This window comes from Streptacidiphilus carbonis (assembly GCF_000787775.1).
Taxonomy (GTDB): Bacteria; Actinomycetota; Actinomycetes; order Streptomycetales; family Streptomycetaceae; genus Streptacidiphilus; species Streptacidiphilus carbonis.
Map to the genome: position 1 here is coordinate 42,037 of NZ_BBPM01000012.1, position 20,332 is coordinate 62,368.

The 20,332-nt window shown below is 72.0% G+C and carries 20 protein-coding genes; 10 read left to right on the forward strand and 10 right to left on the reverse strand.

Annotated features, from left to right (window positions below; all coding sequences use genetic code 11):
• Positions 1-51: 51 nt before the first annotated feature.
• On the reverse strand, positions 52-714 hold the full coding sequence (locus TR46_RS11820; protein ID WP_042398236.1) for a LuxR C-terminal-related transcriptional regulator: 663 nt from the start codon (positions 712-714) through the stop codon (positions 52-54).
• A gap of 155 nt (positions 715-869) precedes the next feature.
• Between TR46_RS11820 and TR46_RS45240 the strand changes: the two genes are divergently transcribed.
• Positions 870-1,631, forward strand: coding sequence for a response regulator transcription factor (locus TR46_RS45240; RefSeq protein ID WP_052432726.1), 762 nt, complete (start codon positions 870-872; stop codon positions 1,629-1,631).
• Here TR46_RS45240 and TR46_RS11830 read toward each other — a convergent pair.
• The 4 genes from TR46_RS11830 to TR46_RS11840 all read right to left on the reverse strand — a co-directional run bounded on the left by TR46_RS11830 (position 1,580) and on the right by TR46_RS11840 (position 5,781).
• Positions 1,580-2,386, reverse strand: a complete 807-nt coding sequence (locus tag TR46_RS11830; protein ID WP_236655304.1) for a polysaccharide deacetylase family protein — start codon at positions 2,384-2,386, stop codon at positions 1,580-1,582. The two genes, TR46_RS45240 and TR46_RS11830, sit on opposite strands and share 52 nt — an antisense overlap.
• Positions 2,383-2,622 carry a hypothetical protein gene (locus TR46_RS40950; protein ID WP_152626422.1) on the reverse strand — a complete coding sequence of 80 codons (240 nt, stop codon included), beginning with the start codon at positions 2,620-2,622 and terminating at the stop codon, positions 2,383-2,385. The genes TR46_RS11830 and TR46_RS40950 overlap by 4 nt, the downstream gene beginning before the upstream one ends.
• A gap of 265 nt (positions 2,623-2,887) precedes the next feature.
• Positions 2,888-4,960 (reverse strand): putative bifunctional diguanylate cyclase/phosphodiesterase, encoded by a 2,073-nt coding sequence (locus TR46_RS11835; protein WP_042398242.1) that lies wholly within the window; start codon positions 4,958-4,960, stop codon positions 2,888-2,890.
• Positions 4,957-5,781 carry an SAM-dependent methyltransferase gene (locus tag TR46_RS11840; RefSeq protein ID WP_236655305.1) on the reverse strand — a complete coding sequence of 275 codons (825 nt, stop codon included), beginning with the start codon at positions 5,779-5,781 and terminating at the stop codon, positions 4,957-4,959. Before TR46_RS11840 ends, TR46_RS11835 begins: the two co-directional genes overlap by 4 nt.
• A 77-nt stretch (positions 5,782-5,858) precedes the next feature.
• Between TR46_RS11840 and TR46_RS11845 the strand changes: the two genes are divergently transcribed.
• Entirely contained in the window at positions 5,859-7,721 is a 1,863-nt protein-coding gene (locus TR46_RS11845) for a glycoside hydrolase family 15 protein (RefSeq protein WP_042398247.1), read from the forward strand.
• Here the strand turns inward: TR46_RS11845 and TR46_RS11850 are convergent.
• Both TR46_RS11850 and TR46_RS11855 read right to left on the reverse strand, forming a co-directional pair.
• Positions 7,693-8,979 carry a GNAT family N-acetyltransferase gene (locus TR46_RS11850; RefSeq protein ID WP_042398250.1) on the reverse strand — a complete coding sequence of 429 codons (1,287 nt, stop codon included), beginning with the start codon at positions 8,977-8,979 and terminating at the stop codon, positions 7,693-7,695. The two genes, TR46_RS11845 and TR46_RS11850, sit on opposite strands and share 29 nt — an antisense overlap.
• Before the next feature lie 168 nt (positions 8,980-9,147).
• Positions 9,148-10,458 (reverse strand): MDR family MFS transporter, encoded by a 1,311-nt coding sequence (locus tag TR46_RS11855; RefSeq protein ID WP_052432727.1) that lies wholly within the window; start codon positions 10,456-10,458, stop codon positions 9,148-9,150.
• Positions 10,459-10,577: 119 nt separating this feature from the next.
• Here TR46_RS11855 and TR46_RS11860 point away from each other — a divergent pair, with 119 nt between their 5' ends.
• The gene (locus TR46_RS11860) at positions 10,578-11,336 is read left to right on the forward strand and encodes a phosphoglyceromutase (protein ID WP_042398253.1); all 759 of its coding nucleotides are present in this window, start codon (positions 10,578-10,580) and stop codon (positions 11,334-11,336) included.
• 64 nt (positions 11,337-11,400) lie between these two features.
• Here TR46_RS11860 and TR46_RS43070 read toward each other — a convergent pair whose 3' ends face one another.
• Both TR46_RS43070 and phoU read right to left on the reverse strand, forming a co-directional pair.
• Positions 11,401-11,577: a hypothetical protein gene (locus TR46_RS43070; RefSeq protein ID WP_169790642.1), complete on the reverse strand. Its 177-nt coding sequence runs from the start codon at positions 11,575-11,577 to the stop codon at positions 11,401-11,403.
• Between the two features lie 150 nt (positions 11,578-11,727).
• Positions 11,728-12,396 (reverse strand): phosphate signaling complex protein PhoU, encoded by a 669-nt coding sequence (gene phoU / locus TR46_RS11865; RefSeq protein ID WP_042398255.1) that lies wholly within the window; start codon positions 12,394-12,396, stop codon positions 11,728-11,730.
• 218 nt (positions 12,397-12,614) lie between these two features.
• Here phoU and TR46_RS11870 point away from each other — a divergent pair, with 218 nt between their 5' ends.
• Both TR46_RS11870 and phoP read left to right on the forward strand, forming a co-directional pair.
• Positions 12,615-13,940, forward strand: a complete 1,326-nt coding sequence (locus tag TR46_RS11870; RefSeq protein ID WP_084718337.1) for a sensor histidine kinase — start codon at positions 12,615-12,617, stop codon at positions 13,938-13,940.
• Between the two features lie 5 nt (positions 13,941-13,945).
• Complete coding sequence (gene phoP, locus TR46_RS11875; RefSeq protein WP_475630829.1) at positions 13,946-14,623, forward strand: two-component system response regulator PhoP; 678 nt, start codon at positions 13,946-13,948, stop codon at positions 14,621-14,623.
• 82 nt (positions 14,624-14,705) lie between these two features.
• Here phoP and TR46_RS11880 read toward each other — a convergent pair whose 3' ends face one another.
• The gene (locus tag TR46_RS11880) at positions 14,706-15,323 is read right to left on the reverse strand and encodes a copper chaperone PCu(A)C domain-containing protein (protein WP_042398258.1); all 618 of its coding nucleotides are present in this window, start codon (positions 15,321-15,323) and stop codon (positions 14,706-14,708) included.
• Positions 15,324-15,753: 430 nt separating this feature from the next.
• Between TR46_RS11880 and TR46_RS11885 the strand changes: the two genes are divergently transcribed.
• The 5 genes from TR46_RS11885 to rlmB all read left to right on the forward strand — a co-directional run bounded on the left by TR46_RS11885 (position 15,754) and on the right by rlmB (position 20,314).
• Positions 15,754-16,236, forward strand: coding sequence for a CarD family transcriptional regulator (locus TR46_RS11885; protein ID WP_030255707.1), 483 nt, complete (start codon positions 15,754-15,756; stop codon positions 16,234-16,236).
• Between the two features lie 233 nt (positions 16,237-16,469).
• Positions 16,470-17,237, forward strand: coding sequence for a 2-C-methyl-D-erythritol 4-phosphate cytidylyltransferase (gene ispD, locus TR46_RS11890; protein ID WP_236655306.1), 768 nt, complete (start codon positions 16,470-16,472; stop codon positions 17,235-17,237).
• Between the two features lie 49 nt (positions 17,238-17,286).
• A complete protein-coding gene (gene ispF, locus TR46_RS11895; protein ID WP_042398552.1) occupies positions 17,287-17,781 on the forward strand; it encodes a 2-C-methyl-D-erythritol 2,4-cyclodiphosphate synthase in 495 nt (164 codons plus the stop codon).
• A gap of 133 nt (positions 17,782-17,914) precedes the next feature.
• The gene (gene cysS, locus TR46_RS11900; RefSeq protein WP_042398264.1) at positions 17,915-19,303 is read left to right on the forward strand and encodes a cysteine--tRNA ligase; all 1,389 of its coding nucleotides are present in this window, start codon (positions 17,915-17,917) and stop codon (positions 19,301-19,303) included.
• 42 nt (positions 19,304-19,345) lie between these two features.
• Positions 19,346-20,314, forward strand: coding sequence for a 23S rRNA (guanosine(2251)-2'-O)-methyltransferase RlmB (rlmB, locus tag TR46_RS11905; RefSeq protein WP_042398266.1), 969 nt, complete (start codon positions 19,346-19,348; stop codon positions 20,312-20,314).
• Positions 20,315-20,332 lie beyond the last annotated feature (18 nt).

The following is a 20,332-nucleotide window of genomic DNA, read 5'->3' on the forward strand; positions in this document are numbered from 1 at the left end:
GCCCCCGCTGATCCGCCCCTCCGTTGCCCCGCCCGTCCGCTGGCCCGTCCCTCATCCTGCCCGCAGTTCCACGCGCAGGCGGTTGGCCAGGGCGACGGCCTCCAGCCGGGAGTGGACGCCGAGCTTGTCCAGGACGCTCTGCACATGGGTCCGCGCGGTGTTCGTGGTCATCCCCAGCGCGTGGGCGATCTCGACCGTGCCGTCGCCCTCGGTGAGCCGGCGCAGTACCTCCAGCTCCCGGGGCGTGAGCCAGCGGAAGGGCTCGCTCGGGCCGTCGCGCCGACTGCGGGTATGACGAATGGTCTCCAGGGCCAGGGCCGGCTCGATGAACAACTCGCCCGCCAACACCCGTCCGAGCGCCTGGTCCAGTGCGTCGATCCCCTTGTCCTTGCTCAGGTAGCCGGCCGATCCGGCCTCCATCGCGGCCGTCACCAGCATCGGGTCCGGGTCCCGGGACAGGGCGAGGACTCTGACCTCGGGCGCGTACCTGTGGATCAGCGTGATGACGTCCACGGCTCGCCCGTCCAGCAGGTGCAGGTCGAGGACGCACACGTGCGGGCGGTGCGCGAGGACACCCCGGAGCAGCTCGCCGCGGGTGGTGGCGGTGGCTCTGACCCGGTAGCCGCAGTCGACCAGGGCGAGCGCCAGCGCGTCCACGAACAGACGATTGGCTTCAGCGACGATCAGCTCCGGCGCGCCGGGTCGGATGGTCATGACTGAGCCTCCCGCCGTCGCTGTGGTCACGCGGTCGCCGTGGTCACCGCGGCCACTACGGCCACCGCGGTCACCGTGGTCCATCCAGCGAAGCAGAGCAGTGCCCGTCCGTCCACCGGTGGCGGCGCCACGGGCCCCGTGGCAGTCTCGGAGCCATGTCGGGAACAGTCCGGATCCTCGTGGTCGACCGGCGCCGCACGGTGGCCGAGGTACTCGCGAGAGGACTGCAGCAGAGCGGGATGGCAGGTAGCGCGGTCTCCAGCCTCGCGGAGGCGCGCAGACTCGTCGCGGCCGACCGGGGGCACGCGGTCGTCACCGACATCGGTCTGCTCACCGCCGAAAGCAGCCCCCCGGTGGGGCTCCCCTGGGTACGGGAGCTCGGGGTCCCGGTCATCGTGCTGAGCGAGGGCAGCCGGAGCGAGGACCTCGCCTGCGTCGCCGTGCGGGCCGGCGTCAGGGGATGGGTGCCCAAGAACAGCCCCCTCCAGCACCTGCTCACCGTGATCGGGGGCGTGCTGCGGGGTGAGACCTGGATCCCGCCCCCTCTTCTCACCCGGGTGCTCGACGAGTTGATGACCCTGCGCGAGGACCAGGAGCAGGGTGCGGAACTGCTGGCGACCCTGACCGGACGCGAGCGCGAGGTCCTGGGCCTCCTCTGCGCCGGGCTCAGCCGTCCGGAGATCGGACGGAGACTGTTCCTGTCCACCAACACGGTGCGCACGCACGTCCAGAACCTGATGATCAAACTCGACGTGCACTCGTCGGTGGCCGCGGTGGCCCTGGCGAACCACGTGGCCGGCGCCTTCGCCGACAAGGCCGACAACGCCGCCAACGCCGCCAACGCCGACAAGGAGGTACGAGCCGGTCAGGAGGCACCCGGCACGGACAGCCCGAGCCGGGCCCGCACGCGACGGTAGCCGCGCCAGCCCCGGGTCGCCAGGCTCTCCCGGAGGGGCGCCGTCGGCGCCCCGCGGCCCTCCAGCCAGGACTGGAGCACGGCGGACGGAGTGTCCGCGCGGACGGTCAGCCGGGCGATCCGCAGGGTGTCGTCCGAGGTCGAGCTGAACGCGTCGGCCGCGGCGCAGGCGGAGTCCCACCCGGCCTGCCGCACCTTCCGCCGCACGGCGGCGCTGTGGTAGCCGTGCGGGTACGCGTAGGAGGCGACACTGTGCCCGAGCGCGTCCTCCAACTCGTGCTTGCAGCGGTCGACCTCCTCGCACAGCCGCTTCCCCGGCAGCGTGTCGAGCTGGGCGTGGGTGCGTGAGTGGCCGCCGATCTCGACGCCCAGCGCGTCCAGGCCCACGACCTGACGCCAGTTCAGCATGTCGGCCGGGGGCAGCAGGCTGCCGCTCGACCGGCTGCCGGGCGGATGCACGGCCCCGGTGGTGACGAAGAGCGTCGCCGGCAGCTCGCGGGCGGCGAGCAGCGGCGCGACGGTCCAGTAGAAGTCCGCGAAGCCGTCGTCGAAGGTCAGCACCGCGGGCCGGGGCGGCAGCGCGGGGCCGCCGCGGATGGCGGCGACCAGCCGCTGCAGCGGCACCACGGAGATCCCCGCGTCGGCGAGCCGGTCCAACTGCTCGGCGAAGGCACGGGGGGCCACCGTGACCGGCGCCGTCCACGCCGGTGGGCTGTCGGTGACGGAGTGGTAGAGCAGCACTGGGACGGTACTCATGGCCCGCAGCCGTGGACGTCCGGCCCGTAGCCGTAGCCGTAGCCGTAGCCGTGGACGTCGACCGGTCCGAGCGGGTGTCCGTGCGGTCGCACCAGCGCCGGCACGCCCCGGGCGGGGGTGCAGCGCATGCGGTGTGCGGCGGGCAAGGGGCAGGCTGCTGCGGTGCGGTGGTGAGGTTCAGGGCTCGCCGCCCGGTCGGGTGGGCGTCGGACGGTGGTGGGCAAGGTGATGCTCATCGGAGCATTCCTCTCCGCTGGACGGCTTGGCACGCGACTGCTCCGCCGCGCGTACGCTCCCGCGCGAGAGTTGACTGATCGCTTCGGCGGCTCGCCCCAGCCCTGGCTCCCGGGCCCGCCCCTGAGCCTTGCCCCCGTACCGCCGGTTGATCCGGACGCCTGCGCGTCGACCACCACGGTGACAGTCGGTTGCAACAACTGTCCTTTGTCTCCCATCTTCGGAAGGCAGGCGTTCCGAAGTCAAGACTGTTTGACCAACTTTTAACTAATTGACCGATTTGTCGGCACGGGCCAGGATCAGCGCCTCAAGCGCCTCCGGCGCGGCCGGCCGGCCGAAGAGCCAGCCCTGGCCCCAGTCGCAGCCCAGGCTGCGCAGCCGCTCCGCGGTGTCCGGTGTCTCGACCCCCTCCGCGGTCAGCGTGAGGCCGAGGCTGTCCGCCAGCGAGACGAGACCGCTGACGATCCGCCAGCTGACGCCGGACGCGGCGTCCTGGCTCGCGGGGTCGCCGATGAACGCGCTGGACAGTTTGAGCCCGGTCAGCGGCAGGTCGCGCAGGTGGGCGAGGTTCGACCAGCCCGTGCCGAAGTCGTCGACGCACAGGGTGACCCCCTTGTCGACCACCCCCTGCAGCACCCGCAGCGACTCGTCGCGCGGTTCGAGCGCGCTGCTCTCGGTGAGTTCCAGCTGGAGCAGCGAGGGCTCCAGGCCGGTCTCGGCCAGGATCCGGCCGACGTCGGCCAGCAGCCCCTTGCTGCGGGCCTGACGCGCCGTGATGTTGACGTTGAGCTGCGGCGCCAGCGGGCCGAAGCGGCGCTGCCAGTCGGCCGCCTGGGCGCAGGCCTGCTCCAGGACCCAGCGGCCCAGCGGCAGGATGATGCCGGTCTCCTCCGCCGCGGGGACGAACTCGTCGGGGCCGAGCACGCCGAGCAGCGGATGGCGCCAGCGCACCAGTGCCTCCACGGCGGCCAGTGAGCCGTCCGAGAGCGCGCACAGCGGCTGGTACTCCAGGAAGAACTCGCCCCGTTCGAGGGCGAGCGGCATCCGTACCGAGATCGTGTACCGGCCCACCGACTCGGCGTTGGTCCGGGCGTCGTAGAGGGTCCAGCGGGCGCCGCCGGCCTCCTTGGCGCGGTAGAGGGTCAGGTCCGCGGCGCGGACCGCGGCGCCCGGGGTGATCGTGCCGACCGGGCGCTCCAGCACGCCGACGCTGGCCCCTACCGCCAGCTGGTGCCCGTCGATCCGGATCGGTTCCTGGAGGGCCGAGAGGACGGTGCGGGCGGCGGCGACGGCGTCGTGTTCGCCGCGGCAGCGCTCCAGCAGCACCACGAACTCGTCCCCGCCGAGCCTGGCGACCAGATGGCCCTGCGGCACGAGCGCGCCGGAGAGCCGGCCGGCCACCTCGATCAGCAGCTGGTCGCCGGCGGCGTGGCCGAGGCTGTCATTGACGATCTTGAACCGGTCCAGGTCCACGTAGCACAGGCCGAAGCGGGATCCGGGCGGTGCGGTGGCCAGAAGGTCTTCCAGGCGCTCGAAGAAGGCGGCCCGGTTGGGCAGGCCGGTCAGCGGGTCGTGCGTGGCCTGGTGGTGCAGCCGCTCCTGGAGCCGGTAGCGGTCGGTGATGTCCTCCATCATGGCGACCTGGTAGCGCGGCCGGCCGTCCTCGTCCCTGATCAGCGATACGGTCAGGTGGGTCCAGACCACCTCGCCGTCCTGGCGGTAGTAGGGCTTGTCGCACTGGAAGTTATCCCGTTCGCCGGCGACCAGCTGCTCGTACGAGTCCCAGACCTCGGGGGTGTCCTCCGGGTGCACCAGGTCCGTCACCCGCCGGCCGCGCAGGTCGTCGAGCCGGGCGCCGAACATCTCCAGCAGTGAGCGGTTGGCCGCCAGGATCTCGCCGTCGAGGCTGCCGACGCCGATGCCGATCGCCGCGTGCTCGAACACCGCCTGGAACCGCGCCTCGGAGGCGTGCAGCGCCCGCTCGACCTCGTGCCGGGCCGTGTCCGCGGCGGTGCGGATCGACTCCTGCTGGACCAGCGTGCGCTCACGCAGGGAGGTCGCCCAGCCGGCGGCGAAGGCGCCGACCGGGTCGGGATCCTGGAATCCGGTGAAACGGAGCAGTTCCACCGCCTGGACCAGCATCTCCGGATCGGTGAAATGCGCGTTGACCAGGTCCGCGGCGGCCTGGTCCGCCCTGCCCGAGAGCACCAGGTCGGCGGTCCGGCTGCCGAGCGCGTCGATCTTCCGCGGATGCAGCGCGCTCCCGTGGGCGCGGAGCAGCCGGGTCCAGCGTTCCGGGAAGGAGGGCCGGGGAGCGTCGGCGGCTGGGGGCCCGTTCACGGCGGGGCCTGTTCCGACTCCAGCCGTCCGACGCCGACGAGCCCCGCCAGCCGCTCCGGGGCCGGCCCCACCGCGTCCGGGCTGTCCGGCCGCCACTGGGTCAGGTAGACGACGCCGGGGTCCACCAGCCGGAAGCCGTCGAAGAACGCGGCGATCTCCTCGCATCCGCGCATCGTGAGCGGCGTCCTGGTGCGTGCGTAGATGTCCTGGTGCGGGCCGACCTGGTCGGGGCGGCCCTCGCGGCAGGCGTGGCAGAGCACCAGCGCGCTGCCCGGCGGCAGGGCGTCCCGCAGCCGGGCCACCAGCCGGTGCGGCTGGGCCTCGTCGGGGACGAAGTGGAGCACGGCCACCAGCAGCAGGGCCACCGGGGCCCCGCCGTCCAGCAGGGCGGCGACGTCCGGCTGGGCCAGCAGCTCCTCAGGATCGGTCAGGTCGGCGTGGACGACGCGGCTGAGCGGGTCGTCTGACAGCATCGCCAGGCTGTGGGCGACGGCCACCGGATCGCGGTCGACGTAGACCACCCGGGCCTCGGGCTGCACCTCGCGCGCGATCTCATGGACCGGGCCGACGGTGGGGATCCCGGAGCCGATGTCCAGGAAGCGGGTGAAGCCCTCGCCGGCCAGGTACTGGACCGAGCGGCGCAGGAAGGCACGGTTGGCCTGCATGATCTTCGGCAGGTCGGGCCAGATCTCCACGGCCCGGCGGGCCATCTGCCGGTCGGCCTCGAAGTTGTGGCTGCCGCCGAGGTAGTAGTCGTAGACCCGGGCGGCGTTCGGCGTCTCGAAGTCGATCCAGCTCGGCGACCATCTCTGTCCGTGCACGGTGTGCGCTCCTTCCGTGCCGTTGGGCACCATACTATGACAAAAGCCTTGAACCGGGTTCCGGTAAGGACGGCACTGTGGCGGGACGCATCGAGGACTACGCGCTGATCGGTGACCTGGGTACGGCCGCCCTGGTCGGCGCCGACGGATCGGTCGACTGGCTGTGCCTGCCGCGCTTCGACTCCCCCTCCTGCTTCGCCGCGCTGCTCGGCGAGGAGCGCCACGGCCACTGGCGGCTCGCACCCGAGGACGAGCGGGCCGCGGTCGTCGAGCGCCGCTATGCCGGGGACACGCTAGTGCTGGAGACCCGGTGGCGCACGCCCGGCGGCGAGGTGCGGGTGGTGGACTTCATGCCGCACCGGGACCGCCGACCGCGGCTGGTCCGGCTGGTGGAGGGGCTCGCGGGCAGCGTGGAGATGCGCGGGGAGCTGCGGCTCCGCTTCAACTACGGGCGGGTGGTGCCCTGGGTGCGGCGCACCGGGCACCACCGGGTGGCGGTCGCGGGCCCGGACGCGGGCTGGCTCAGCGTGCCCTCCGGCGTGCACACCTACGGCGACGGCGACGGCGCCGACGGCAGCACCCGCTCGGACTTCACCGTCAGCGCCGGACAGTCCGTCGCCTTCACGCTCACCTGGCAGCCCTCGCACCTGACCACGTCGGGCCGCTTCGACCCCGGGCAGAGCCTGCGGGACACCCGGGCCGACTGGCAGCGCTGGTCGGACGGCTGCCGCTACCGGGGTCCCTGGCGGGCTCCGGTGCTGCGCTCGCTGCTGACGCTGAAGGCGCTCAGCTACGAGCCGACCGGCGGCATCGTCGCCGCGCCCACCACCTCGCTGCCCGAGTGGATCGGCGGCGGGCGCAACTGGGACTACCGCTTCTGCTGGCTGCGGGACTCCAGCCTCACGCTGGCCGCCCTGCTGCGCGGCGGCTACCGCGAGGAGGCCGCCTCCTGGCGGCGCTGGCTGCTGCGCGCCATCGCGGGGGACCGGACCGGGCTGCAGGCGCTGTACGGGGTGGCCGGCGAGCGGGCGCTGGGGGAGGCCGTCGCCGACTGGCTGCCCGGCTACCGGGGTTCGGGGCCGGTGCGGGTGGGCAACGCGGCGGTCGGCCAGATGCAGCTGGACGTCTACGGCGAGGTGGCGGACACGCTCCACCGGGCGCTGTGCGCCGGTATCCCGATGGAGCGTCAGGTCTGGAGCCTGTTCCGGTCCTTGATGGAGGCGATGGCCGGCCGCTGGCGCGAGCCGGACGAGGGCCTGTGGGAGGTGCGCTCAGGCCGTCGGCAGTTCGTGCACTCCAAGGTGATGTGCTGGGTCGCCGCCGACCGTGCGGTTCGGATGGCCGAGCGGACCGGCCTGCCGGCGCCGCTCGCCGAGTGGCGCCGGCTGCGGGACGCGGTCCACGCGGACGTCTGCGCCCACGGCTACGATCCCGCCCGCGGCGTCTTCGTGCAGTACTACGGCGGCCGCGGGCTGGACGCCTCCGCGCTGCTGCTGGCCCAGTCCGGCTTCCTGCCGGCCGACGATCCGCGGGTGACCGGGACGGTGGCCGCGGTCCGTGCGGAGCTGGACCTGGACGGCTTCGTGCGGCGCTACGACGCCGACCGGGCGGGCGACGGCCTGGACGGCGCCGAGGGAGCGTTCCTCGCCTGCAACTTCTGGCTGGCGGAGGCCCTCGCCCTCGGCGGCAGCCCGGAGCAGGCCACCGAGGTCTTCGCCCGGACGGTGGCGGTCGGCGGCGAGCTCGGGCTGCTGAGCGAGCAGTGGGACCCGGTGGCCGGCCGTCAGCTGGGGAACGCGCCACAGGCGTTCACCCATGTCGCCCTGGTCAACGCGGCCTTCGCACTGGCCGACGCCACCGCCCCCTCGGACGCCGCCCCGTCGGACGCCTCCTCCTCGGGCGCCGCCCCCGTCAGAACCCGTCCGGGCACCACGGCCTGAAGGCCACCCGCAGCAGCGCGTCGGCGCGAGCCGCCCCGCCGGGGCGGAGTTCGTCGACCAGGCCGGCCGCGTGCAGCCGGGCGGTGGAGTCGTTGCCGGTGTAGAGGGTGCCCAACTCGCGTACGTCCAGGGCGATGTCGGGGTCGGCACCGGCGCCGGCGCGGGTGAGCTGCCCGGTTCCGTCCGCCGCCGCCTCCAGCGCCCACCGGCCGTCCACATAGCCGAGGCGGTCGCGGACCTGGAGGACCACCCGTCCCGGCGCGGCATAGCTGCGGGCGGCGAACGCGGTGGGGGCGTCCAGGATGCGCAGCCACATGAAGTCGGAGCTGCTGTCGCCGCCGTCCACGCAGGCGCGGGGGTCGTCCAGGAGCAGCGGCAGCGGGTCGTCCGGGGCGATGTTGGGGATCTCGATCCGCTCGATCCAGTCGACCTGCAGGGCGTAGCGCCACAGCGCGGCGGCCGCGGCCCGGTCCACCGCGAAGTGGTCGCGGACCTTGAGCGCCGAGCGCGTGATCATGTTCGGCCACTCGTCGGTGACGGTGTAGGCGAGCAGCCCGGCCGGACGGCCCGCCGGGTCGCGGTAGATCACGACCAGCGGTTCCTTCCAGGACTTGTCCGGGTTCTGCAGATCTCCGGTGCGCAGCCGCCAGTTGATCGCCTTGCGGTCGATCGCTCCGGGCTGGGTGCGGCGGAAGCGCTCGTGCAGCTCGGGGCCGTTCTTGCGGTACTCCTCCATCGTCTGCAGCTCGAAGCTGCCGCCGTCCGCCTCGGCGGGGACGCGGACGCCGCCGGCCCGGTGCTTGTGGATGGTCCAGCCCTTGTGCTGACTGGCGGGGCCGAAGCCGAAACGGCCGTAGATGCGGTACTCGGCGGCGATCAGGATGGCGAGGCTGTCGCCCCGCTCGGCGGCGGTGGCCAGGTCCTGGGTCATCATCCGGGACAGCAGCCCGCGCCTGCGGTGGGTCTGCGAGACGGTGACGTTGGTGATGGCGTCGGTGGTCAGCGAGGCTCCGCCGGGCACGGTCAGCTCCCGCGCGGTGCTGCGGAACGTCCCGACGCAGCGCGCTCCGTCGAAGGCGCCCAGCGAGCGTCCGGGAACGAACTGCTCGCGCACGAAGTCCGGCGCCCCGTCCGCCTTCGCCTCCATGAACCCGCTGCTCAGGGCCCTGCCCCACTCGGCCAGGTCCGCTTCCTCCACCACCCGGATCCCGGTTCCGCCGCCGTCCGCCTGCCCACGCGCCGTCAGTGTCGTTGCCATACCGGGCACCCTACGAGCCTGCCTCCGCGATGGCATCCGGGTTTTCACCCAGGTTCGCCGGGGAGTGCCCGGCCACTGCGCGCTCGCCACCATGGGTCCACGTGGGGGTGCGGGGGCGCTCCCCGGAAGGCTGGCGTCACGGCGTCACGGCGTCACGGCGTCACGGCGTCACGGCGTCGCGGCGGACGCGACCGGACCGGCCACCTCCATGACCACCGTCGACGGCGAGGTGTTCCGGCCGCGCAGCAGCCAGACGTAGCCCGCCGCGGCGGCCGCGCCCAGCAGGGTGCAGCTGAGCCAGACCGCGCCGGCCCCGGAGGAGGCCAGCAGGAAGCCGGCCGTCAGCGGTGCCAGGAACGAGGCGCCGGACCAGGCGAGCGAGTAGACGCCCTGGTAGCGGCCCCGGGCGTGGACCGGGGACAGTTCGGCCACGAGGGCCATGCCGGGCGGGACGCGCAGCATCTCCCCGGCGGTCCACACGGTCACCGTCAGTGCGTAGAACCAGGCGCCGCCGGCGAACGCGGTGAGCCCGAAGCCGCAGCCGGTGAGCAGCGCGGCCGTGCTCAGCATCAGCGCCCGGCTGCGGTCCTGGATCAGGCGGGTGATCGGGATCTGCAGCAGCACGATCAGCACCCCGTTCAGGCTGACCACCAGCCCGTAGTCGGCGGGGGAGAAGCCCTGACGGCCCATCACGATGGGCAGCGCGATGCTGCCCTGGCCGTCGACGAAAGCGGCCAGGAACGTCAGCCCGACGAAGGCCATGAAGACCGGGTCACGCAGCACCGCCCCCAGTCCGACCGGGACGGGGGAGCCGGACGGCGCAGCCGCGGCCTGCGGCGCGACCGCCTCCGGGCGGGTCTCCGGCACCCGGTTGAACACCACCACCGCGCACAGCAGCGTGGTCGCCGAGTCACCGACGAACAGCAGCAGATAACCGTGTGCGGCAATGAGTCCGGCCGCTGCCGCGGACACCGCGAAGCCGATGTTGATGGCCCAGTAGTTGAGCGAGAAGGCGCGCACCCGGTCCTCGGGCCGCACCACGTCCGCCATGATCGCGGAGACCGCCGGGCGGCCGGCGTTACTGGTGAAGCCCAGGACGGCGGCGGCTACCGCGATGGCCCAGGCCGGATGCGCCAGCCCGAGCAGCATGGTCGTTACCGCGGTGCTCGACTGTGCGGCGAGAAGTGTCGGCCGCCGTCCGATCCGGTCGGCGAGCACGCCCCCGGCGACCGAGGCGACGCTCCCGCCGAGCCCGTACAGCGAGGCGACCAGTCCGGCGAAGGCCGGGCTGAAGCCCCGGTCGGTGGTGAGGTAGAGCGCGAGGAAGGGGACGACGAAGCCGCCGAGCCGGTTCACCAGCGTGCTGGTCCAGAGCCACCAGAACGCCGTGGGCAGTCCGCCGACCGTGTCCCTGGTCGCCGCCGCGAGTCGCCCGGCCGGTCCCGGTCGGCGCAGGGGGGACGAGGGCGTTCCGGGCATGGCAGTGCTCCTGAGCGGCGGCGGTAAGTGGCACGTAAGCGATTCGGAGATTACACACAGGCCTGCCGGGGACGCCACCCGTTAAGTGAAGGACGAAGCGGCTCGACTAGGCTCAGACCATGGCTGAAGCTCCTTACCGTCTTGTCCTGCTCCGCCACGGCGAGAGCCAGTGGAACGAGAAGAACCTCTTCACCGGCTGGGTCGACGTCGACCTGAACGAGAAGGGCGAGAAGGAGGCCGTGCGCGGCGGCGAGCTCCTCGCCGCCGAGGGCCTCCTCCCCGACGTTCTGCACACCTCACTGCTGCGCCGCGCGATCCGCACGGCCCAGATCGCCCTCGACCGGGCCGACCGGCACTGGATCCCGGTGCGTCGCTCCTGGCGCCTGAACGAGCGCCACTACGGTGCGCTCCAGGGCAAGGACAAGGCCCAGACCCTGGCCGAGTTCGGCGAGGAGCAGTTCATGCTCTGGCGCCGCTCGTACGACACCCCGCCGCCCGTACTCGCCGCCGACGCCGAGTACTCGCAGGCGGACGACCCCCGCTACGCCCTGATCCCCGCCGACGTCCGGCCGCAGACCGAGTGCCTCAAGGACGTCGTCCAGCGGATGCTGCCGTACTGGTACGACTCGATCGTCCCGGACCTCGCCGCCGGCCGCACCGTCCTGGTCACCGCGCACGGCAACTCGCTGCGCGCGCTGGTGAAGCACCTCGACGGCATCTCCGACGAGGACATCGCCGCCCTCAACATCCCCACCGGCATCCCGCTCCTCTACGAGCTGGACGCCGACTACCGGCCGCTCACCCGCGGCGGCCGCTACCTGGACCCGGAGGCGGCCGCGGTCGCGGCCCAGGCCGTGGCCAACCAGGGCAAGAGGTAGCCGAAACGGAGCGGGGTCCTGGCCGACGGCGACGCCGTCGGCCAGGACCCCTTCTCGTTTCCGGTCAGCGGCAGCAGCCGCCGCCGCACTGGCAGGTGCCGCCGGACTGGCAGCCGCAGCCGCAGCCCGAACCGCAGCCGCAGGCGGCCACCAGCGGCAGCGGGATACGGAGTGTGCTCTCGGGGGTGGGTTCGGTGGGATCAGCCCTGAACGGGACGGGCGGGGTCGGGGACTGAGTCATCGGTGGTGGACCCTCCTTCAGGCGGTCATGCCTACCACTCAGTGAAGCCCTCTGCCTACGCAGCGTCAACGGGCGTACGGGATCACCCCGTACGCCCGCCCGCGCGCCCCCACCACTGCTGCTCGGCTCTGACTGCTTCTCCTGGCCCGCCTACTTCTCCGCGTCCGGGACGAACTCGTCCGCGTGCTCGCCGGTCACCAGGAACACCACGCGCTTGGCGACCGACACCGCGTGGTCCGCGAAACGCTCGTAGTAGCGCCCGCACAGGGTGACGTCCACGGCCGTCTCGATGCCGTGCCGCCAGCGGTCGTCCAGCAGGTGCGAGAACAGCTGGCGGTGCAGCTCGTCCATCGCGTCGTCGTCCCGCTCCAGCTCCAGCGCCGCGTCCACGTCCTTGGACGCGATCACCAGGCCGGCCTTGGCGACCAGCCGCTGTGCCAGCTGGCCCATCTCCAGGACGATGGGGTGCAGGTCCGCGGGCACGGCCGAATCGGGGTAGCGCAGCCGGGCCAGCTTGGCCACGTGCCGGGCCAGGTCCCCGGACCGCTCCAGGTCCGCGCTCATCCGCAGCGAGGTGACCACGATGCGCAGGTCGGTCGCGACCGGCTGCTGCCGGGCCAGTAGCGCGATGGCCCGGTTCTCCAGCTCGTGGTGCAGGGCGTCGACCTTCTCGTCGGCCTCGATGACGCTCTCCGCGAGCGCGAGGTCGGCGTCGAGCAGCGCCGTGGTCGCCCGCGCCATGGCGGACCCCACCAGCCGGGCCATCTCGACCAGGCCGTCGCCGATCGAATCGAGTTCCTCGTGGTAAGCGTCGCGCATCGGTCCCGTCCTCCTGCTTGCTGCCTGCTGGGTTGATCCAGGGTGTTCCAGATCCAGGGTGTCCCAAGGGTGCGAGTCAACCATGAGCCGTTCGGGCGTACCCCTTGCTCAGCTGGAGTGAACCGGCTGCGACGCCAAGGTGAATTCTCGGCGACCTGGGGCTGATGCCCTTATTCAGGGGTTACAGCAGGTCACCACCATGCGCTTACGCTGAACGCATGGACGTGAACGTGGCTGAAGCCGCAGCGAGCGCGCTTGCCGGGCTCGGAGTCGGCCTCACCGCCGCGCTGTCCTTCCGCTGGAGCGAGAAGGATCGGAAGAAGAGCCTGAAACGGGTCGAGAAGCAGCAGCCGGAGCCCGAGCTGCCCCCCGGTGTCGACACCGTGCTCTCGGTGCTGCGCTCCTGCGCCGTGGTGCTGGACGACAGCGACCAGGTGATCAAGGCGAGCTCGGCCGCCTACGCCCTCGGCCTGGTCCGGGGCGGTGCCATCGCGGTGAACGAGATGCTCGCGATGGCCCGGCTGACCCGGCGCGACGGCGAGATACGGCAGGCCGACCTGGACATCCCCCGGGGCGGCGGCAAGCAGGGCGGCGACGTCCTGGCCGTCTCGGTCCGGGTCGCCCCGCTCGGCTCCCGGCTGGTCCTGGTCCTGGTCGAGGACCTGACCGAGGCGCGCCGGATCGAGGCGGTCCGCCGCGACTTCGTCGCCAATGTCTCGCACGAGCTGAAGACCCCGGTGGGCGCCCTGTCCCTCCTCTCCGAGGCGGTCCAGGACGCCAGCGACGACCCCGAGGCGGTCCGCCGGTTCGCCGGCCGGATGCTCATCGAGGCCACCCGGCTCACCAGCCTGGTCCAGGAGATCATCGAGCTCTCCCGGGTCCAGGACGACGACCGGCTGGTCGACCCGGAACCGGTCGCCGTGGACGAACTGGTGGCCGAGGCCATGGACCGCTGCCGGCACCAGGCCGCGGCCAAGCAGATCACCATGGCGGCCGGCGGTGTCGCCGGCCTCTACCTGCACGGCAACCGCGGCCAGCTCGCGGCGGCGCTCGGCAACCTGGTCGAGAACGCCGTCAACTACAGTCCGGTCAGGACCCGGGTCGCCATCGCGGCCCGCAGCGTGCCCGGATCCAGGACCGACACCGTCGAGATATCGGTGACCGACCAGGGCACCGGGATCTCCGAGAAGGACCGGGAACGGATCTTCGAACGCTTCTACCGGGTCGACCCGGCCCGCTCCCGGGCCACCGGCGGCACCGGCCTGGGCCTGTCCATCGTCAAGCACGTGGCCGCATCCCACGGCGGCACGGTCTCGGTCTGGAGCGTCGAGGGGCAGGGCTCCACCTTCACCCTGCGCCTGCCCACCACCACCCCCGGCCGTGACGACGCCGGTTCCGCCACCGAGCCCGCGGCCGACGCCGACCCGGTCGGCGCCCGTGCGGCTGACATCCGTCCAGCCGACATCCCCACGGCCGACAGCGACGTCGACGCCGAGACCCACCCCCTGCCTGTCCACCACCCTGCCCCGGAGGTCCAGTCGTGACCCGTGTGCTTGTCGTAGAGGACGAGGAGTCCTTCAGCGATGCCCTGTCCTACATGCTCCGCAAAGAGGGCTTCGAGGTGGCCATAGCCGCCACCGGTCCCGACGCACTGGACCAGTTCGAACGCAACGGCGCCGACCTGGTCCTGCTGGACCTGATGCTGCCCGGTCTGCCCGGTACCGAGGTCTGCCGCCAGCTGCGGGCCAAGTCCAGCGTCCCCGTGATCATGGTGACGGCCAAGGACAGCGAGATCGACAAGGTGGTCGGGCTGGAGATAGGGGCCGACGACTACGTCACCAAGCCCTACTCCACCCGCGAGCTGGTCGCCCGGATCCGCGCGGTGCTGCGCCGCCGCGGCGAGCCGGAGACCACCGTCGGCGGCCCCGGCGCGCTGGAGGCCGGACCGGTCCGGATGGACGTGGACCGGCATGTGGTGACCGTCGACGGCGCCAAGGTCGACCTCCCGCTCAAGGAGTTCGACCTGCTGGAGATGCTGCTGCGCAACGCCGGACGTGTGCTCACCCGGATGCAGCTGATAGACCGCGTCTGGGGCGCGGACTATGTCGGTGACACCAAGACCCTCGACGTCCATGTGAAGCGTCTGCGCGCCAAGATCGAGCCGGACCCGGGGGCCCCGCGCTACCTGGTGACGGTCCGCGGCCTCGGCTACAAGTTCGAGCCGTAGACCGAGCACCCGCTGCGCCGCACCGCTGTGCCCCGGACGGTCGCCGTCCGGGGCACAGCCATGCGCTGACGGGTCAGGTGGATCAGGGGGTCTTGGAAGCCGAGGCCGAGGCGCCGACCGACGCCTTCGAGGACGCCTTCGAGGACGCCTTCGCCGACGCACCGGCGGCGGCGCTCGGGGACACGGTGACAGCCGGGGCCGTGGTGGGCGCCACCGGGGCGTACGAGGCGTACTGGCCGGTGCCGGCGTTCACCAGGGCCTGGACCGTGACCGATCCGGCGTTGGCGAAGGTGAAGGTGATGACGGCGTTCTGGCCGGGCTTCTCGTTGAGCGTGGGCACGGTCGCCGACACCTGGTCCGGGCCGCTCAGCAGCAGAGAGCCGCCGGCCGGGATCGTCGCGGCGCCGCTCAGCGTCGCCTGGCTGCCGCCGTCGACGGTGACCGCGGTGAGCGTGTCGTCGGCGGATCCGTTGTTGGCGATGTTCACGCTGACATTGGCCGGCGCGTTGCCTGCGGCGTCGGTGACCACGACGATGCCGTTGAGCTTCAGGGCCGAGTCGCCCTTGACGATCGAGGTGGCGGCGCTGTCGGGCTTCACCTGGAGGGTCGCCGCGCTGGACCCCGCGGAGCAGGCGGCGAGGATGGGAGCGGTCGCGAGGATGACGGCGGCGACTGCGCCGCGACGAAGACTGCGGCTCACGGCGGTGACTTCTCCTTGGACGTGCTGGGTCCGGGCAGGACGGCTGTCTGTGGGAGACCGCCGCGATCAGGTTACCGAGCCTCTTTATCCGCTTCACACGGGGTGGCCCCGTGTCGCGTCCCAGTCCCGAACGCCACACCCGTCCCGGACGGAGCGTCAGTGTGCCCCGGACGTCCGCAGAAAGCGTTCGGCCGAAGATCAGATAACGTTTCGATTACGTCTTCCGTGTAAGATCAATAACGGATCCGCGAGGTGCGGCCGGTTCGTGCGCAGGCGCTCCGACCTGCGGGAAACCCTCCTCGAACTGGGGTCGCAGCACGTGGCAGGGGTGGTTGTCAAGCCCTGAGACTGGCTCTGACCTGCGAAAACACCCTTCGGATATGGCTGCAACCGTGTTATTCTGGAAAGCCACGGAAGGGGTACCTGTCACATGACGTTCAAGGTTGGCGACACCGTGGTCTACCCCCATCACGGGGCCGCGCTGATCGAGGCAATTGAAATTCGCCAGATCAAGGGTGTGGACAAGACCTACCTGGTGCTGAAGGTGCAGCAGGGTGACCTGACGCTGCGCGTTCCTGCGGAGAACGCAGAGTTCGTAGGCGTCCGCGACGTGGTCGGCCAGGATGGGTTGGACCGGGTCTTCGAGGTGCTGCGTGCACCGTACACCGAGGAGCCCACCAACTGGTCCCGCCGCTACAAGGCGAACCTGGAGAAGCTTGCTTCGGGTGACGTTATCAAGGTCGCGGAGGTTGTGCGCGACCTTTGGCGACGTGAGCGCGAGCGCGGGCTGTCCGCTGGTGAGAAGCGGATGCTGGCCAAGGCCAGGCAGATTCTGGTCAGTGAGCTGGCACTCGCTGAGAACACCAACGAGGACAAGGCCGAAACGCTGCTCGACGAGGTTCTCGCCTCCTGAGTCAGCGGTTCTGCCGAACAGTCCCTCGTGCACAGCTGTAGTGGTGCATGCAGTGTGATCCAGCGCCCGTCGTTGCATCGGCGGGCGCTGAGTCATGTCTGCCGTCGATCGGTGGAGCCCCGTGCGCGGGCGGCCGGTCCGCGCCGGTACTGTGCCGTTCCGGGGGTGGTCGCCACCCCCGGTGCCAGGACGAGCAGGACTAGCTCCACGGAAGGCGCTCGGCCCGGCACGCCTTGGCCATACCCACTTCGCCGAAGGAACAAAACCTGAACGCCGCAGCAGTGGTCCCCGCCGCAGGTCGGGGCGAACGACTGGGCCCCGGTGCCCCCAAGGCCCTGCGAGAACTGGGCGGTGTGCCGCTCCTGGTGCACGCCGTCCGCGCGCTGGCGCGCTCCCGCGCGGTGACGCTGGTCGTCGTGGTCGCCCCCGCCGACGGGGTGACCCGGGTGCGCGGACTGCTCGACGACTACGGCGTGGACGGGCACGACGGCGCCCGGATCGCCGTGGTGCCGGGCGGGTCGACCCGGCAGGAGTCGGTCCGGCTGGGCCTGGGCGTCATCCCCGGGGACGTCGACGTGGTGCTGGTGCACGACGCCGCCCGGCCGCTGGTGCCGGTGGACGTGGTCGACGCGGTCGTCCGCGCCGTCGCGGACGGTGCCGAGGCGGTCGTCCCCGCGGTGCCGTTGGCCGACACGGTCAAGCAGGTCGAGCCGGGCGCCGCGCCGGGCCGCCCGGAACCGGTGGTCGCCACCCCGGACCGGTCCACCCTGCGCGCGGTGCAGACCCCGCAGGGGTTCCGCCGCGAGGTGCTGCTCCGGGTGCACGAGAAGGCGCTCAACGACGGGGTCGAGGCCACCGACGACGCCGGCCTGGTGGAGCGCTACGGCGGCAGCGTGGTGGTGGTGCCCGGGCACGAGGAGGCGTTCAAGGTGACCAGGCCGCTGGACCTGGTGCTGGCCGAAGCGGTACTGGCGAGGCGGAGGTCCCGCGATGAGTTCTGACGCGATGAGTTCTGATGCGATGGGTTCCGACGGGATGGGTTCCGACGGGATGGGTTCCGAACGGCCGCTGCTGCCCCGTACCGGCATCGGCACAGATGTGCACGCCTTCGAGGCGGGCCGTGAGCTGTGGGTCGCCGGGCTGCGCTGGGAGGGCTACGAGCACGGGCTGGCCGGGCACTCGGACGGCGACGTCGCCGCCCACGCCGCCTGCGACGCGCTCTTCTCCGCCGCCGGGATCGGCGACCTGGGCGCGCACTTCGGCACCGATCGGCCGGAGTGGTCCGGCGCCTCCGGGGTGCGGCTGCTGGCCGAGGCCGGACGGATCGTCAGGGCGGCCGGCTATGAGATCGGCAATGTCGCGGTCCAGGTCGTCGGCGTGCGGCCGAAGGTCGGCAAGCGGCGCGAGGAGGCGCAGCAGGCGCTCTCCGCCGCGCTGGGCGCCCCCGTCTCGGTCTCCGGCACCACCACCGACGGGCTCGGGCTGACCGGTCGCGCCGAGGGGCTGGCCGCTTTGGCCACCGCGCTGGTGTACCCGGTCTCCTGAGGGGCCTCCGCCGACCCGGGCGGCGGGCTGATGCGCCGTCACCCGAACGCGACGACCGCGCCGGTGTGAACCGATGCGCGCACTGTGTCCGGTTGGGCCGGGGCACCCCGCTCTTCCCACTACGCTTGACGGTGTGAGTATTCGCCTGTACGACACCAGCGCCAGCCAGGTCCGCGACTTCGTCCCGCTCGTGCCGGGTTGTGTCTCGATCTACCTGTGCGGTCCGACCGTGCAGGCCGCTCCGCATATCGGGCACATCCGCTCCGTCCTCAACTTCGACGTGATGCGCCGCTGGTTCGCCTACCGGGGCTACGACGTCGCCTTCGTGTGGAACATCACCGACATCGACGACAAGATCCTGGAGAAGTCGCGGCTCTCCGGCCTGCCCTGGTGGCAGATCGGATACGCCAATGAGCGCGCCTTCAACTTCGCCAACGACGTGCTGGGCTGCCTGCCGCCGACGGTGGAGCCCCGGGCGACCGGGCACGTCCCGGAGATGATCGAGATGATGCGCGCCCTGATCGAGCGCGGTCACGCCTACGCCTCCGACGGCAACGTCTACTTCAGCGTCACCTCGTTCCCCGAGTACCTCTCGCTGTCCAACCAGGAGCTGGACAACCTGCGCCAGCCCTCGGGCGAGGGCGAGACCGGCAAGCGGGACCAGCGGGACTTCGCGCTGTGGAAGGCAGCGAAGCCGGGCGAGCCCAGCTGGGAGACCCCCTGGGGCCGCGGCCGTCCGGGCTGGCACCTGGAGTGCTCGGCGATGGCGCACAAGTACCTGGGCGCGGCCTTCGACATCCACGGCGGCGGCCGCGACCTGATCTTCCCGCACCATGAGAACGAGCTGGCGCAGTCCAAGGCCTTCGGCGACGACTTCGCGACCTACTGGGTGCACAACGCCTGGGTGACGCTCAGCGGCGAGAAGATGAGCAAGTCGCTGGGGAACTCGGTGCTGGTCTCCGAGATGGTGCAGAAGTGGCGGCCGATCGTGCTGCGCTACTACCTGGGAACCCCGCACTACCGGTCCATGATCGAGTACAGCGAGGAGGCCCTGCGCGAGGCCGAGACCGCGTTCGCCAGGATCGAGAGCTTCGCCCAGCGGGTGGTCGAGCAGCACGGCGAGGTCACCGCGGCGGTGCACGTGCCGCCGGCCTTCGGCGAGGCGATGGACGACGACTTCGGCGTTCCGCAGGCGCTGGCCATCGTCCACACCGCCGTCCGGCAGGGCAACGCGGCGCTGGCGGCGGACGACAAGGAGAGCGCGGTAGCGCGTCTGGCCGAGGTCCGTGCGATGCTCGGTGTGCTGGGTCTCGATCCGCTGGACGCCATGTGGGCCGGTCCGGCGCAGGGCGAGGACCTGCACGGTGTGGTGGACGCCCTGGTCAAGCTGGTGCTGGAGCAGCGCCAGGCGGCGCGCGAGCGCAAGGACTACGCGACCTCCGACGCCATCAGGGACCGGCTCACCCAGGCCGGGCTCGCCATCGAGGACCGTGCCGACGGCTCGCGCTGGACGCTCAACTAACCGACGTACGTATTTATTGCAGATGGAAGCAGGACTGAACTGATGGCCGGCAACAGCCAGCGCAGGAACCGCCGAAACCCCGGCTCGAAGAAGGGCCCGTCGGTCGGAACCGGTGGCCACAGCCGGAAGGCACTCGAGGGCAAGGGCCCGACGCCGCCGGCGTCGGAGCGCAAGGGGCACAAGAAGAACCGGATGGCCAACGCCGCCACCAAGCGCGCCGCAGCGGGCAACAAGTCCCGCGGCTCGGCGCGGCGCGGCGGCAAGGCGGGCTCCGAGCTGGTCTACGGCCGCAACTCGGTGGTCGAGGCGCTGCAGGGCGGGGTGCCGGCCTCGGCGCTCTACGTCCAGCAGTTCATCGACAACGACGAGCGGGTGCGCGAGGCGCTGACGCTGGCCAACGAGCGGGGCGTCCCGCTGATGGAGGCCCCGCGGGTGCAGCTGGACAACCTCGCCGAGGGCCACAACCACCAGGGCCTGATCCTGCAGGTGCCGCCGTACGACTACGCGCACCCGGACGACCTGCTGGCGCGGGCCGCCGACAACCACGAGGACCCGCTGATCGTGGCCCTGGACGGGATCACCGACTCGCGGAACCTGGGCGCCATCGTCCGCTCGGTCGCGGCGTTCGACGGGCACGGCGTGGTCATCCCCGAGCGGCGGGCCGCCGGGATGACGGCGGGGGCTTGGAAGACCTCCTCCGGCGCGGCCGCGCGGGTCCCGGTGGCCCGGATGACCAATATGACCAGGACCCTGGAGGCCTACCAGAAGGCCGGCTGCTTCGTGGTGGGCCTGGCGGCCGACGGCGAGGCCGAGCTGAGCGATCTGGAGGCGCTGACCGGACCGGTGGTCGTCGTGATCGGCTCGGAGGGCAAGGGCCTGTCCCGGCTGGTCTCGGAGACCTGCGACCTGACGGTGCGGATCCCGATGCCCGGCGTCGCCGAGTCGCTGAACGCGGGCGTCGCGGCCGGCATCGTGCTCTACGAGGCCGCCCGGCTGCGCGGCAGGCGCTGACCCGACTCGACCGGAACC